We start from the raw sequence: 14,643 nt of genomic DNA, 5'->3' as shown, positions 1-14,643 counted from the left end.
TTAATAATGAAAATGTTTACTCTCTTCGATAAAAGGATTTCTTTTTGGTAATAATGGTGCTTTCGTTAAAGCTGTAAACACTATTAAAATAAATAATCCTAGGAAGAAAAGCAATGAACCAATCTCTCCAATTCCTATAAACCATCTATCACCAACTGTTGCAGGCATGATCATGTTGAAGAAATCAACGTAATGACCTAATAAAATTACTACTCCAGCCATAACTAAAATCCAAGTAATACGTTTGAAATCGGTATTAATTAAAATAAGGAATGGAAATATAAAGTTCATGGCAACCATACCAAAGAAAGGTAAATTATATTGTTCTATTCTTGTTACAAAATAAGTCACCTCTTCTGGTATATTAGAATACCATATTAACATGAATTGTGAAAACCATAAGTATGTCCAAAACACACTAATACCAAACATAAATTTAGCTAAATCGTGAATGTGACTTGTATTTACATGCTCTAAATAACCTCTAGATTTTAGATACAATGTTACCATTGTAATCACAGTAATTCCACTTACAAAGAACGAGGCGAATACATACCAACCAAATAAGGTAGAAAACCAGTGTGGGTCAACTGACATTATCCAGTCCCATGACATGATTGACTCTGTTACAATAAAAAACACTAAAAACCCCGCCGAAATATTGAAATTCTTTTTATAAAAAGCATTGTCTGAAGCTTCGTCTTGTGCTAAACAATTTTTCCTTGAAAAATAACGGTATAAATTCCATCCAATAATGAATACTGCAGCTCTGATTAACCAGAACCATTCGTTTAAATAACCAATTTTACCATTCAAAAGCTTATCAAACTTAGGACTTTCCGGATTTACTAATTCTGGATCCATCCAAACAAACAGATGATTAAAATGGAAAGCCGAAAGTACTAATAAAATGAAAAATATAGCAGAACCCCAAGGCAAATAGGCCGTAATTCCTTGCATTACTCTAAACAGAACGGGTGACCAACCTGCTTGTGCCACATTTTGAATAGCATAGAAAGCCAACGCTCCAAGTGAAATTAACATAAAAAAGATTGCCGCAACGTATAACGCTGCCCAAGGTTTATTCTGCAACTGATGTAAAACATGATTCAAATGTTCCTCATGTTCAGCGTGAGCTTCCGCACTACTAGCATCGTGTGCGTGAGCGTCATGACCATGAGCTACATGAGCACCATGATGAGCGTCTTCTTCAGCTTTAAGAATTTTCTCTACATCGGCTGTGGTTTTTGGTGCAGAAATAAAACTATATCCAATTCCCAACAATCCAACGATTATTAGAACAAAGGAAAAAACTTTTAATTTACTTGAAAAGGTATACATATCTATACAATCTAGTTGTCAATAATTATAATTTACTTTTTAACTGAAGAACATAATCAGTCACTAACCAACGCTCATGCTGCGATAATTGATTAGCATAGGAACCCATTGAATTTAATCCATAAGTAAGGACGTGATAAACACTTCCATCTGTAATTTGTCGATCAGCATAGCTTGGCACACCTAAGATCTTCTCTCTTTCAACCAATTTTCCCTTACCATTTCCGTTGTCACCGTGGCAAATGGCACAATATATTCCGTATAATTCTTTGGCCTGCACATTCTCTTTCTCTGATATTGAATCTAATGGAGATTTAGAATTTAATTTAGACAACTCATATCCTGCTGTCGAATTTTCATAATCATATACTTCAAAACCTCTTTTGACACTTCCCTGAGCAGGTTCTTGAGCGGTTTGGCCTTTTAATTGGTTTTCACCATTAAATGCTTCTGATTCGGCATACGTTTCATACCCAATTGATTCATACATATTAGGAAAAAACTGGTAATTTGGACTTTTACTGTTAAAACAAGACGTCACCGAAACGGCTAATCCAAACAATAGGGCTATTTTAAATAAGCTTTTCATATTTCTATCTTAATGCTTTTCTACTACTTTAATTTCTACAGCTCCTGTTTTCTTTAAAAAATCAGAAAGTTCTTCTTCATTATTATGAACAGCAACTTCCATTAAAAAGTGGTCATCTGTTGTTCTAACATCTGGGTTTTCAGCTTCTTTGAAAGGCCATAATTTACTTCTCATATAAAAAGTAATAACCATCAAGTGCGCTGCAAAGAAAACTGTTAACTCAAACATAATCGGCACAAATGCCGGCATGTTTTCGATATAACTAAAACTTGGTTTTCCACCTATATCTTGTGGCCAATCTTGAATCATAATATAATTCATCATCCAAGTGGCAAAACTCAAACCTACAACGCCATACATAAAAGAGGCTATTGCTAATCGCGTTGGAGCTAACCCCATGGCCTTGTCCAATCCGTGAACTGGAAAAGGAGTGTAAACTTCCTCAATATGATGATGTGCTTTACGCGTTTCTTTCACGGCATCCATCAGGATGTCATCATCATTATATAGTGCTTGTATAACTTTAGTACTCATAATTTCTTACTACTAATTATCTTAATGATTGTGATGTCCTTCTTCTTCTCTTTTTTTCTTGTAAAACTCACCTGAAGATTTCAAGATTGTTTTTACTTCCGCTTGAGCAATCACAGGGAAAGACCGAGCATATAAAAGAAATAATACAAAGAAGAATCCGATTGTTCCTATAAAAATTCCAATATCTACAAACGTTGGAGAGAACATCGTCCAAGATGATGGAAGGTAATCTCTATGTAAGGACGTCACGATAATTACGAAACGTTCAAACCACATACCAATATTTACTACAATTGAAATAATGAAAGAGAACATAATACTCGTTCTTAATTTCTTGAACCACATGAACTGAGGTGAGAACACGTTACACGTCATCATCGCCCAATATGCCCAAGCATAAGGTCCTGTTGCTCTGTTTAAGAATGCATATTGTTCATATTCTACCCCAGAATACCAAGCCACAAACAGCTCTGTAATATAGGCGACACCCACGATCGAACCTGTAATCATGATTACAATATTCATTAATTCGATATGTTGAATGGTGATGTATGCTTCTAATTTAGATACTTTTCTCATGATAATCAACAACGTGTTTACCATGGCGAATCCTGAGAAAACAGCTCCAGCAACAAAATAAGGAGGAAAAATGGTCGTATGCCAACCCGGAATTACCGACGTAGCAAAGTCAAATGATACAATAGTGTGTACAGAAAGTACCAAAGGTGTGGCTAATCCGGCAAGAACTAACGATACTTCTTCAAAACGTTGCCAATCTTTTGCTCTACCGCTCCATCCGAAAGATAAAATAGAATATACTCTTTTGGTAAAAGGTGTAATCGCTCTGTCTCTCAGCATAGCAAAGTCAGGAAGTAAACCTGTCCACCAGAAAACTAACGATACAGAAAGATACGTTGAAATGGCAAATACGTCCCAAAGTAATGGCGAGTTAAAGTTTACCCATAACGAACCAAATTGATTTGGAATCGGAAGTACCCAGTATCCTAACCATGGACGACCCATGTGAATAATTGGGAACAAACCTGCTTGCATTACCGAGAAGATGGTCATAGCTTCTGCAGAACGGTTAATAGCCATTCTCCATTTTTGACGGAATAATAGAAGTACCGCAGAAATCAATGTTCCCGCGTGACCGATACCAACCCACCAAACAAAGTTAGTGATATCCCAAGCCCATCCAACAGTTTTATTCAATCCCCATGTTCCGATACCGGTAGAAATGGTGTAAATCATACAACCTAATCCCCAAAGGAAAGCGGTTAATGCGATTGAGAATACAATCCACCATTGTTTATTGGCTCTTCCTTCAACAGGAGCAGCAACATCTACTGTTACATCGTGATAAGATTTATCACCTATAACTAAAGGTTTTCTAATGGGTGCTTCGTAGTGAGACGACATAATCCTTTATAGTATTTCTTATTAATTAAATTTTTAACTACGTATTTCTAACTTTTACGTGATAGAATACATTTGGTTTTGTTCCAACATGTTCTAGTAAATGATACATTCTATCGTCTTCTACCAATGTGGCTACATCACTTTCTTTATCATTTACATCACCAAATACCATTGAGCCTGTTGAACAAGCATTTGAACAAGCGGTTTGGAATTCATCTTTGTTTACCGGACGCCCTTCTTTCTTAGCTTTTAAGATAGTTGCTTGCGTCATTTGAATACACATCGAACATTTTTCCATTACCCCTCTTGAACGGACATTTACATCGGGATTCAACACCATACGACCTAAATCATCATTCATGTGGAAATCGAATTCAGTGTTTTTGTTGTATAAGAACCAGTTGAAACGACGTACTTTATACGGACAGTTGTTTGCACAATAACGGGTACCCACACATCTGTTATACGCCATGTGGTTTTGACCTTGACGACTATGTGAAGTTGCTGCAACAGGACAAACTGTTTCACAAGGTGCGTGATTACAATGCTGACACATTACCGGTTGAAAAGCAACTTGAGGATTTTCAGACGGATCTTCCATTTCTCCAAATCCACCTAGTGAACCTTTTTCACCAAATAACCCATCAAATTCATCTTTTTTCTTGTTATCTTCTGCAAATGTTTCTTCAGAAGAATAATATCTGTCAATACGCAACCAATGCATATCTCTACTTCTTCTAATTTCAGATTTACCAACTACAGGAACGTTATTTTCTGCATGACAAGCAATTACACAAGCACCACATCCGGTACATGAATTTAAATCGATTGACAAGTTGAAATGATGACCAACTGATCTATCAAAACTCTCCCATAAATCTACTTTTGTAGCTTCAATAGGTTTGTGATCCAAAGAAACCATTGGTGGTGGATTCCACTTTTTAGCATCTTTTTCTGTATTGAAAATGGTTAACGTAGTTTCTTTAATAATATCACCACGACCCATTAAAGTTTTTTGAGCTTGAACAGAAGCAAATTCATGTTCTCCACCCTCTAAAGTAATCGATACTGCTTGTGTTGCAATAAATCCTTTGTACAAAGAATACGCATTCACACCCACTTGCATAGCATCTTTAAGAGCTGCTTTTTTACCGTAACCAAACGCTAAACCAACTGTTCCTTTTGCTTGACCCGGCTGAATAATTACAGGAACTTTTTCAACTTTTGTATTTCCAACGGTTACGGTTACGTAACTTCCGTTAAGACCACCGTTGGCAACAATTTTATTTTCAATTCCTATCTCTTTTGCATCAGCTTTGGAAACAGTTAAGTAGTTATCCCAAGATACTCTTGTAATTGGATCGGGAAATTCTTGTAACCATGGGTTGTTGGCCTGTTGCCCATCTCCCATTCCGGTTTTGGTATATAAATTTAATTCAAATTTGCTAGGTTTTGCTTGAGCCAAAGCAGAGGCTGCGGCTGCAAAATCAGCACTTCCTCCAACTGTAGCAGAAACTGTAGTAGATACAAATATTCCATCATGAATAGCTTGATTCCAAGTTTTTCCGGATAAAATTCCGCTAACCCATGATTCCTTTATGAAATCATAATAGGTTTTATCACTTCCATTCCAAACCAATAAATTATCTTGTAACTGACGCGTATTAAATAACGGACGGATGGTTGGCTGAGTTAATCCATACGTTCCTTTGATAATTTGAACATCGCCCCAACTCTCTAAATAATGAGGCGCAGGTGCTGCGATAGTTGTCAAAGAAGCTGTTTCGTCTTCTTTCAACGAAATAGCTACTGAAAGTTTGGTTTTTTTCAAACCGTCAGCGAATGCTTTACCATCTGCCAAAGTATAAACCGGATTTACACCACTCATAATAAGTGTGTGCACTTTTCCACCATTCAAATCAGCCACCAACTGAGCTACTGCTTGGTTAGAACCTTTTCTTATCTGACGTGTTTGGTTTGGATTGAATGCTTCGCTGTTTAATCTAGCATTGATAGCTAATACGAGCATTTGAGCATTTTTATCATCAATACCGGAAACTAAAACTCCTTTTGAACCAGAAAGATTTAACTGCTCGGCTATTTTAACAATTTCAGCTTCGTTTGCTAATTTTCCAACATTTACAGAAGTTCCTGTAACGATACTGAAAATTTTAACTAACGCTAACTTTTGTTCCGCTACAGACATTGGCATTCTTTTGTCTGCTGCAGCTCCGGATAAGGTCATATTTGCTTCTAACTGAATATGTTTTGACATTTTTCCTTGCTTAGGAACTCTACCTTGAGCATATCCTTTATCAAAACCGCCACCTTGCCAATCGCCTAAGAAATCTGCTCCAACGGAAACAATGGTTGATGCTTTTGCAAAATCATATTCTGCTAAAGCTCTCTCTCCATAAACTGCTTCAAATGCATCTAATGCTTCTGAAGAAGAAACAGTATCATAAATTACATGTGTTGCTGTTGGATTGTTTGCTGTAAATTCAGCAATTAATTTATCGGTAGAAGGACTTGCTAATGTTCCAGTTAAAAGAACTACCTGAGCACCTGTTGCTTTTGCATCGGCTAAGCTTGCTTTTACTTTTGCATCCACTTCAGACCAAGAGGTGTCTTTTTGGTTTAGCTTTGGTTGCTTTAAACGCATGTTGTCATACATAGACAAAACCGAAGCATGAACACGAGCGTTGGCACTAAAAGTAGCCCCTTCGATGGTATTGTTTTCTATTTTTATGGGACGGCCTTCGCGAGTTTTTACTAAAATGTTAGCAAAATCGAATCCGTCGAACATTGTTGTAGCATAATAATCGGCTATACCGGGAATAATTTGTTCCGGCTGCACCACATAAGGAATAGATTTGATAACTGGTCCTTCACAGGCAGCTAATGAAGCGGCAGCGGTGCTAAAACCAACGTATTTTAAGAAATCGCGTCTAGAAGTAGAAGAATTAGACAAACTATCTTTATCTCCCAAAAACTCATCCGTAGGAATTGGTTCCACGAACTCATTGTTTCTTAACGTCTCAACAACAGAACTGTTATCGCTTAGCTCTTCAACACTTTTCCAGTATTTTTTGTTTGATGACATACTGTATATATATTAGCTTCTTAATAAATTAATTAATAGTGACATTTTCCACATTCTAAACCTCCCATTTGTGCAGCAGTTAATTTGTCTACACCATATTTTTTAGAAAGTTCTTCGTGAATTTTTTTGTAGTAATCATTGTCTTTTAATTTCACATCCGTTTCTCTGTGGCAATTGATACACCAACCCATTGTTAATGGCGAATGTTGATACATTATTTCCATTTCTTCCACCGGACCATGACAGGTTTGACATTCAATTCCAGCAACAGTTACGTGTTGGGCATGATTAAAATAGGCGAAATCAGGAAGGTTGTGAATTCTTATCCATTTTACCGGTTGTGTTTTTCCTGTATACTTCTGTTCAGCTACATCCCAGCCCACAGCATCGTATAACTTTTGAATTTCTTGATTGTAATCTACACCAAATTCTTTTCCTTCCGCTAATGTAGTTTCAGCTACTTCGGCAATACTTTTGTGACAGTTCATACATACATTCAGAGACGGTATTCCTGAGTGCTTGCTGTCTCTTGCGGAGGAATGACAATATTTACAATCAATTCCATTATCTCCAGCATGAATTCTGTGCGAATAGTGAATTGGTTGAATTGGCTCGTAACCTTGGTCAACACCAATTTGCATAAACCATCCGTAGGCAAAGTAAGCACTGGATAATAAAAGAAAAATAACGGTTACTAAAACTAAAAATTGATTTTTGGCAAAGGCTTTCCAAATTGGTAACGTTTTTTCTTTTTGAGCCGCTTCGATACCGTTGGCTTTTGCTATTTTAGTTAATACACTATTCACCAAAAGTAGCATAACAACCAACATCGCTAAAACTAATGCAAGAGCTCCTAGGATAACTTCATTAGAAATTCCACCACCTTCCACTTTTCCACCGGGAACAGCGGCAACCTCAGTAGTTGCTACAGGCGCAGCCTTGGGTTCCATCGTATAAGCGATAATGTTATCCAAATCTGCATCGGATAATTGAGGAAACGCATTCATTGGAGACTGATTGTACTCGTTGAAAATTTTGTTTGCTCTTTCGTCTCCGGACTTGATTAATTCGGCACTGTTGCGAATCCATTTGTATAACCATTCTTTTTCATACTTTGCTCCAACTCCTCTTAATGCAGGACCAGTCATTTTTGCGTCCAATTTATGACACGCAGCACACTGAGCATTAAATATTGCTTTTCCTGCCGCAGCATCTCCTACAGGAGCACTTGCAACTGGGGCATCAGCAGCCGGAACCATAGTAGCAGCATCTTGAGCAAAAATTTGAATAGAAAAAGTTAGCATGAAAGCTAAACTAAACAGTAGAATTCTTGAAATCGAATTAGGGTTACCCACCTTTTTCATATATTAGAATATAATTTGTCAAATAAAATTTTGGTACGATTTTTTCTGATGAGTCTAATAAAACATGGTTTATATTAAAACTTGCACAAAAATACGACTTAAGAACTATTCTCAAAACCTTAAATTAGGTTAAGAACGTAATTTATATTTATTCTAAATAATATTTATTGTTTTGTTTTATTTCATAACCATTACATTTGCATTAAAATCAATTCATTATGTTATCAAAAGAAAGAAAAAGACTGTTTCACTCCCTTGTTTTACTTGTTTTATTATTTACAAATAATGAAGTTTTCGCACAAACAACCACTGTTGAACAAGATGCGAAATTCGAGCAACTATTAAATGAAAAAAGAAAGGTGAACGCTTCGTTGACGGTGAATGACCGCTGGAAAATTCAAATTTTTACCGGAAATAATGAAAACTCACGAAAGGAACTCATTTCTTTTAAAAGAGAGAACAAAGATTTTGATGCAACCATTGTATTTCACACGCCAGTCTACAAAGTTTGGGTTGGAAATTATAAAACCCGAATTGAGGCAGAAAGAAATTTGAAGGAATTGAAGGCAAAATATCCGAATGCTTTTTTGATTAAACCAAATAAATAATAGATCCTCTATAAAAACAAAAAATCCCGATTGCTCGGGATTTTTTTTACTTATTATTTCAGCTTTTTCTTAACTTCAACTTGGCTGAAGGATTCGATTAAATCGTTTACTTCAATGTCGTTGTAGCCTTTAATTTGCATACCACAATCATATCCTTTAGAAACTTCTTTTACGTCGTCTTTGAAACGTTTTAGAGCAACTAATTCGCCAGTGTAAATTACAACACCTTCTCTGATTAATCTGATTTTAGAGCTTCTGATGATTTTTCCATCAATAACCATACAACCTGCGATTGTTCCAATTTTTGAAATTTTGAATGTTTCTCGGATTTCGGCTGTTCCAGAAATTTCTTCTTTTAATTCTGGAGACAACATTCCTTCCATCGCATCTTTCAAATCATCGATTGCATCGTAGATAATGGAATAGGTTTTGATATCAATTTCTTCTTTGTCTGCCAATTGTTTAGCATTTCCGGCAGGACGAACATTAAATCCGATAATGATTGCATCGGAAGCCGAAGCTAACAATACATCTGATTCGGTAATCGCACCAACACCTTTGTGAATAATTTTGATTTGAATTTCTTCAGTTGATAATTTAGAGAACGAGTCGGATAATGCTTCAACAGAACCATCCACGTCACCTTTCAAAATAATATTTAACTCTTTAAACTGACCTAATGCAATACGCCTTCCAATCTCGGCCAACGTAATATGTTTTTGCGTTCTAACCGATTGCTCACGCATCAATTGCGAACGTTTTGCAGCAATTTGTTTTGCCTCTCGTTCATCTGCGAACACATTAAATTTATCACCAGCAGTTGGTGCTCCATCTAATCCTAAGATTGAAACAGGCGTAGAAGGTCCTGCTTCTTTAATGATATTGCCACGCTCATCATGCATTGCTTTCACTTTACCATGATTTTTACCAGCTAGTACATAATCTCCAATTTTAACCGTCCCGGCTTGCACCAAAACCGTTGAAATGTATCCTTTTCCTTTGTCTAAAAATGCTTCAACAACAGTACCAACAGCTGGTTTATTTGGATTGGCTTTTAGGTCTAAAAGTTCTGCTTCTAATAAAACTTTTTCAAGTAATTCTTTCACGCCAATTCCCATTTTTGCTGAAATATCGTGTGATTGAATTTTTCCGCCCCAATCTTCCACCAACAAATTCATTCCGGCTAATCTTTCTTTAATTTTTTCAGGGTTAGCATTTGGTTTATCTACCTTATTGATTGCAAAGATCATTGGTACACCAGCGGCTTGCGCATGGCTGATTGCTTCTTTGGTTTGCGGCATGATGTCATCATCCGCAGCAATAACGATAATCGCAATATCGGTTAATTGAGCACCACGTGCACGCATCGCAGTAAACGCTTCGTGACCTGGCGTATCAAGGAACGCGATTTTTTGACCGTTTTCTAATGTTACTCCGTAGGCTCCGATGTGCTGAGTAATACCTCCGGACTCACCGGCAATTACATTTGCTTTACGAATATAATCCAGTAAGGATGTTTTACCGTGGTCAACGTGACCCATTACGGTAACAATTGGAGCTCTGTGCACCAAATCTTCTTCTTTATCTTCAACCACTTCGATTGCATCTTCAATGTCTGAGGTAATGAATTCTACTTCATACCCAAATTCATCTGCTACAATCGATAATGTTTCGGCATCCAAACGTTGATTCATGGTTACCATGATTCCCAATGACATACAGGTTCCGATTACTTTTGTAATTGGCACATCCATCATGGTTGCAATTTCACCTACAGTAACAAACTCGGTTACTTTGATGGTTTTGCTTCCTTCTTCGATTGCTTTTAATTCTTCATCTGAACGTTGACGGTGCGAATCTCTTTTATCTCTACGGTATTTTGCCGCTTTACTTTTATTTCCTTTACCTTGAAGTTTTTCTAAGGTTTCACGAATTTGTTTTTGTACTTCTTCCTCGGTAGGCTCAACTTTGGCAACAATTGCCGGGCGAGCACCTTTGTTAAAGCCTGGTCTAATTGCTTGACCCGGACGAGGCGGACCTCCTTGTGTATTTCCGGAATTCTGCCCTCCGGGAGTTCCTGGTTTTGGCTGAATTCTTTTTCTTTTGTTTTTATTTGGATCATTAGAACCAGCTGCTTGTGTTGCAGATCTAGGTTGGATTTTTGGTTCTTCTTTTTTCTTTTTTGGTTTATCAAATTGAGACAAGTCAATTTTTTGCCCAGTATTAGTTGTTCCTGATAATTTTTGATATTGAGTCTCAAACTTTTCATCCGCCGGAGCGGCTGCTGCTGGAGCTGTTGGGCTTGACGCAGTTGGTGTTATAGCCGGTTTCTTAGGCTCTTCTATTTTTTTAACTACCGGTTTTGGCTCAACTTTTTCCGGAGAAGCTTTCGGATTCTCCTCTTGAATAACTGGTTTTTCTTGAACAGGCTCCTCTTTTTTAACTACTTCTTGAACTGGCTCTGTTTTAGCTACTTTTTCAACCTCTGGAGCTGGTTGTTTTTTGGGCTGTAAGTCAATTTTTCCAACTTGTTTTGGTCCAGCTACAATTGCTTTGGCTTTAATAACCTCTTGTTGTTGTTTTAAAAGTTCCTCTTCATGCTTTTTCTGCAATTCCAATTCCTTTTCTCTTTCTATACGGAGAGCTTCTTTTTCTTTACGTTTTTCTTCACTCACTTCCTTCGAAGCCTCTTTATTCCCCTTATCGCCGGCAAATTCACTGCAAAGAATAGAATATTCACTTTCGGAGATTTTCGTGTTCGGACTTGCTTCAATAGAAACACCTTTGTCTTTTAAATAATCGACAGCCCTCTCCAAAGAAATATTTAATTCCCTTAAAACTTTATTAATTCTTATATTCTTTTCTTCAGACATATATTTTTTTTGTGTGTGTTCTTTTTTATTTGAAGTTTATCCTTCAAATTCAGATTTTAAAATATTCATTACATCCTGAACAGTTTCTTCTTCTAAATCTGTTCTTCTCACTAAATCTTCTACAGAATGTTTCAATACGCTTCTAGCAGTGTCCAATCCAATTTTTGCAAACTCTTCTATCACCCATGCTTCGATTTCATCAGAGAACTCTGTTAATTCAACATCATCTTCCTCTTCTGCAACATTTCCTTCCCGGATAACATCCAATTCATAACCTGTTAGCAATCCTGCTAATTTGATGTTATGTCCGCCACGTCCAATTGCTTTTGAAACTTCTTCCAATTTTAAAAATACCTCTGCTCTTTTTTTCTCTTCGTCAATTTTGATGGAAGATACTTTGGCAGGACTTAATGCTCTTGTTATAAACAATTGATTATTACTGGTATAATTAATAACGTCAATATTTTCATTTCCTAATTCGCGAACGATTCCATGAATTCTAGACCCTTTCATTCCGACACAAGCTCCAACCGGATCAATTCTGTCGTCATACGAATCGACGGCAACTTTTGCTTTTTCTCCCGGAATTCTAACCACTTTTTTAATCATGATTAATCCGTCAAAAATTTCAGGAATTTCTTGTTCAAATAATTTTTCCAAAAACTTTTCGGAAGTTCTTGACATAATAATTTGAGGTTTATTTCCTTTTAATTCTACGTTTTCAATAATTCCTCGCACATTGTCTCCTTTACGGAAAAAATCAGACGGAATTTGTTTTTCCTTTGGCAAAACGATTTCATTGCCGTCGTCGTCAATCAAAATTACGACTCTTGGACGAACATGGTGCACTTCTGCGGTATAAATTTCGCCAATTAAATCTTTAAATTGCTTATAAAGGTTTGTACTATCGTGTTCATGTATTTTAGAAATCAAGTTTTGACGAAGGGCTAAGATGGCTCTTCTTCCCAAATCAATTAATTTAACCTCTTCAGAAACATCTTCACCTACTTCAAAATCTGGCTCAATTTTTCTGGCTTCAGATAACGAAATCTCAGAATTTTCATCTTCTACTTCTCCATCGGCTACCACCACACGATTTCTCCAAATTTCCATATCGCCTTTATCCGGATTGATAATGATATCGAAATTTTCATCTGAACCATATTTCTTTTTCAAGGCATTTCTAAAAACATCTTCTAAAATGGCCATGAGGGTTACACGATCGATTAATTTATCGTCTTTAAACTCTGAAAATGATTCAATTAATGCTATATTTTCCATGCTAAATCTGCTTAATAATTTTAAAATGTTATGGTCACAATTGCTTCTTTAATTTCCGAATAAGGTAGCTCAATCTTTTTATCTACCGTTTCTTTTCCTTTGCCTATTTTTTTGGGCTCTCTCGCTGTCCAAGTCAAGGTAATAAATTCTTCGTTTGCATCGGCTAAAACAGCTTCCATTACATCTGTTGCGGTTTTAACTTTTAATGTTCTTCCAATATTTTTTTTATATTGTCTTACTAATTTTAGCGGCGTAGAAACTCCGGCCGAAGCCACTTCTATCGAAAAATCCTGCTCTTCACGATCTAAATTGTTCTCAATTACTCTGTTCAAATCAATACAATCTTGAAGCGTAACTCCTTGATCACCATCTAATGTAACTATAATTTTCATAGCTTCTGTTATGGTCAAATCAATCAAAAAGACAGACGGTTTCTCACTCAAGCCCTGATTTAACAAGGCAACAACTTTATCTTTAAATATCATATTTTTATAAAAAGAGGCACGCAATGCGTGCCTCATTATTCACTTTTTAATCAAATAACGGTGCAAATATAGTGATTTTTTTTATAATTGAAAATTCATTGCAAAATGATAAAAATATTTGTACCTTTATTTTTTGAAACAACCTAAAAAAACCAATTTATTTTACACGACTTTTTATGAAAAAAATTTTAATTCCAACCGATTTTTCTCAACACGCAGAATACGCTCTTAAAGTTGCAGCTCAAATTGCCAAACAGCACAATGGTGAAATCATTTTGTTGCACATGCTAGAATTACCTACTCAATCCGGTGATGCTGTAAGTAGTGGACATGCAATTCCAGAAATAATGTTTTTTAAAAATGCTGCGATTAACAAATTAGAAAGTTTAATGGACGCCCCTTACTTAGATGGCTTAAAAGTTTCTGAAATCATTCAATTTGAATTGGCTTTTGACGGAATCATTAATTTAAGCAAAAAGAACGATATTGATTTAATCGTAATGGGTTCGCATGGTGCTAGTGGATTTAAAGATATGTTTATTGGTTCAAATGCAGAAAAAGTTGTTCGTCACTCAGACGTTCCTGTATTAATCATCAAAAAAGAAATCCCTGATTTTAATATTAAGAAATTTGTTTTTGCTTCAGATTTTACGGATGAAGTGAAAAAACCTTTCGCAAAAGTGGTTGAAACAGCCAATAAATTTGGTGCAGAACTAAATTTAGTAATGATTAACACGCCCAATAGCTTTAAATCAACCCTTGTAGCTCAGGATATTATGGATAAGTTTGTGGCTCAATTTCAAGTAAACAGCTATTCAACACACATCTTTAACGATGCCAATGTTGAAAAAGGAATTTTAAATTTTTCTAACAGCATAAATGCAGATTTAATAGGTATGTGTACACACGGACGCAAAGGTCTTTCACACTTTTTTAACGGCAGTATCAGTGAAGACTTGGTGAATCACGCCGTTAAACCGGTTTTAACTTTCAAAATATAAGCTTTAAAAAATATCAGTACCTAATCCCGTTTAGTTTTACTT

General features: G+C 36.2%; 11 protein-coding genes. 2 read left to right on the top strand and 9 right to left on the bottom strand.

The genetic code is table 11. The features are described from left to right. From B0I10_RS07920 to B0I10_RS07895, 6 genes are read right to left on the bottom strand one after another with little or no spacing between them, the layout of a single operon-like run. Nucleotides 1-1,341: a quinol:cytochrome C oxidoreductase gene (locus tag B0I10_RS07920; RefSeq protein ID WP_112085968.1), complete on the bottom strand. Its 1,341-nt coding sequence runs from the start codon at nucleotides 1,339-1,341 to the stop codon at nucleotides 1-3. Nucleotides 1,342-1,366: 25 nt separating this feature from the next. Beyond that, nucleotides 1,367-1,930, bottom strand: coding sequence for a c-type cytochrome (locus tag B0I10_RS07915; RefSeq protein WP_112085967.1), 564 nt, complete (start codon nucleotides 1,928-1,930; stop codon nucleotides 1,367-1,369). Nucleotides 1,931-1,939: 9 nt separating this feature from the next. Further along, nucleotides 1,940-2,464 carry a DUF3341 domain-containing protein gene (locus B0I10_RS07910; RefSeq protein WP_112085966.1) on the bottom strand — a complete coding sequence of 175 codons (525 nt, stop codon included), beginning with the start codon at nucleotides 2,462-2,464 and terminating at the stop codon, nucleotides 1,940-1,942. A gap of 21 nt (nucleotides 2,465-2,485) precedes the next feature. Next, nucleotides 2,486-3,886, bottom strand: coding sequence for an NrfD/PsrC family molybdoenzyme membrane anchor subunit (gene nrfD, locus B0I10_RS07905; protein WP_112085965.1), 1,401 nt, complete (start codon nucleotides 3,884-3,886; stop codon nucleotides 2,486-2,488). Between the two features lie 37 nt (nucleotides 3,887-3,923). Further along, nucleotides 3,924-6,989, bottom strand: a complete 3,066-nt coding sequence (locus tag B0I10_RS07900) for a TAT-variant-translocated molybdopterin oxidoreductase (protein WP_112085964.1) — start codon at nucleotides 6,987-6,989, stop codon at nucleotides 3,924-3,926. Between the two features lie 32 nt (nucleotides 6,990-7,021). After that, nucleotides 7,022-8,353 (bottom strand): c-type cytochrome, encoded by a 1,332-nt coding sequence (locus B0I10_RS07895; protein WP_112085963.1) that lies wholly within the window; start codon nucleotides 8,351-8,353, stop codon nucleotides 7,022-7,024. A gap of 218 nt (nucleotides 8,354-8,571) precedes the next feature. Here B0I10_RS07895 and B0I10_RS07890 point away from each other — a divergent pair, with 218 nt between their 5' ends. Next, a complete protein-coding gene (locus tag B0I10_RS07890; RefSeq protein WP_112085962.1) occupies nucleotides 8,572-8,961 on the top strand; it encodes an SPOR domain-containing protein in 390 nt (129 codons plus the stop codon). Between the two features lie 53 nt (nucleotides 8,962-9,014). On the opposite strand, the gene infB is transcribed toward B0I10_RS07890, so the two are convergent. Genes infB through rimP form a run of 3 tightly spaced genes read right to left on the bottom strand, consistent with a single transcriptional unit; the run spans nucleotide 9,015 to nucleotide 13,600 of the window. Continuing rightward, on the bottom strand, nucleotides 9,015-11,834 hold the full coding sequence (gene infB, locus B0I10_RS07885; RefSeq protein WP_112085961.1) for a translation initiation factor IF-2: 2,820 nt from the start codon (nucleotides 11,832-11,834) through the stop codon (nucleotides 9,015-9,017). A 36-nt stretch (nucleotides 11,835-11,870) separates the two neighbouring features. Beyond that, entirely contained in the window at nucleotides 11,871-13,115 is a 1,245-nt protein-coding gene (gene nusA / locus B0I10_RS07880; RefSeq protein WP_112085960.1) for a transcription termination factor NusA, read from the bottom strand. A gap of 20 nt (nucleotides 13,116-13,135) precedes the next feature. Then, a complete protein-coding gene (gene rimP, locus B0I10_RS07875) occupies nucleotides 13,136-13,600 on the bottom strand; it encodes a ribosome assembly cofactor RimP (protein WP_112086014.1) in 465 nt (154 codons plus the stop codon). A 176-nt stretch (nucleotides 13,601-13,776) separates the two neighbouring features. Between rimP and B0I10_RS07870 the strand changes: the two genes are divergently transcribed. Next, the gene (locus B0I10_RS07870; RefSeq protein WP_112085959.1) at nucleotides 13,777-14,601 is read left to right on the top strand and encodes a universal stress protein; all 825 of its coding nucleotides are present in this window, start codon (nucleotides 13,777-13,779) and stop codon (nucleotides 14,599-14,601) included. Nucleotides 14,602-14,643: the final 42 nt, after the last annotated feature.

This window comes from Flavobacterium lacus (assembly GCF_003268815.1).
GTDB classification, from domain to species: domain Bacteria; phylum Bacteroidota; class Bacteroidia; order Flavobacteriales; family Flavobacteriaceae; genus Flavobacterium; species Flavobacterium lacus.
Note: the sequence above shows the minus strand (reverse complement) of the source record. Positions and strands in the feature narration are given on the sequence as shown.

Excerpts from the sequence above, each read along its gene's own strand:
- B0I10_RS07920 (WP_112085968.1), bottom strand. The coding sequence starts at position 1,341 with ATGTATACCTTTTCAAGTAAATTAAAAGTTTTTTCCTTTGTTCTAATA.
- B0I10_RS07915 (WP_112085967.1), bottom strand. The coding sequence starts at position 1,930 with ATGAAAAGCTTATTTAAAATAGCCCTATTGTTTGGATTAGCCGTTTCG.
- B0I10_RS07910 (WP_112085966.1), bottom strand. The coding sequence starts at position 2,464 with ATGAGTACTAAAGTTATACAAGCACTATATAATGATGATGACATCCTG.
- nrfD (WP_112085965.1), bottom strand. The coding sequence starts at position 3,886 with ATGTCGTCTCACTACGAAGCACCCATTAGAAAACCTTTAGTTATAGGT.
- B0I10_RS07900 (WP_112085964.1), bottom strand. The coding sequence starts at position 6,989 with ATGTCATCAAACAAAAAATACTGGAAAAGTGTTGAAGAGCTAAGCGAT.
- B0I10_RS07895 (WP_112085963.1), bottom strand. The coding sequence starts at position 8,353 with ATGAAAAAGGTGGGTAACCCTAATTCGATTTCAAGAATTCTACTGTTT.
- B0I10_RS07890 (WP_112085962.1), top strand. The coding sequence starts at position 8,572 with ATGTTATCAAAAGAAAGAAAAAGACTGTTTCACTCCCTTGTTTTACTT.
- infB (WP_112085961.1), bottom strand. The coding sequence starts at position 11,834 with ATGTCTGAAGAAAAGAATATAAGAATTAATAAAGTTTTAAGGGAATTA.
- nusA (WP_112085960.1), bottom strand. The coding sequence starts at position 13,115 with ATGGAAAATATAGCATTAATTGAATCATTTTCAGAGTTTAAAGACGAT.
- rimP (WP_112086014.1), bottom strand. The coding sequence starts at position 13,600 with ATGATATTTAAAGATAAAGTTGTTGCCTTGTTAAATCAGGGCTTGAGT.
- B0I10_RS07870 (WP_112085959.1), top strand. The coding sequence starts at position 13,777 with ATGAAAAAAATTTTAATTCCAACCGATTTTTCTCAACACGCAGAATAC.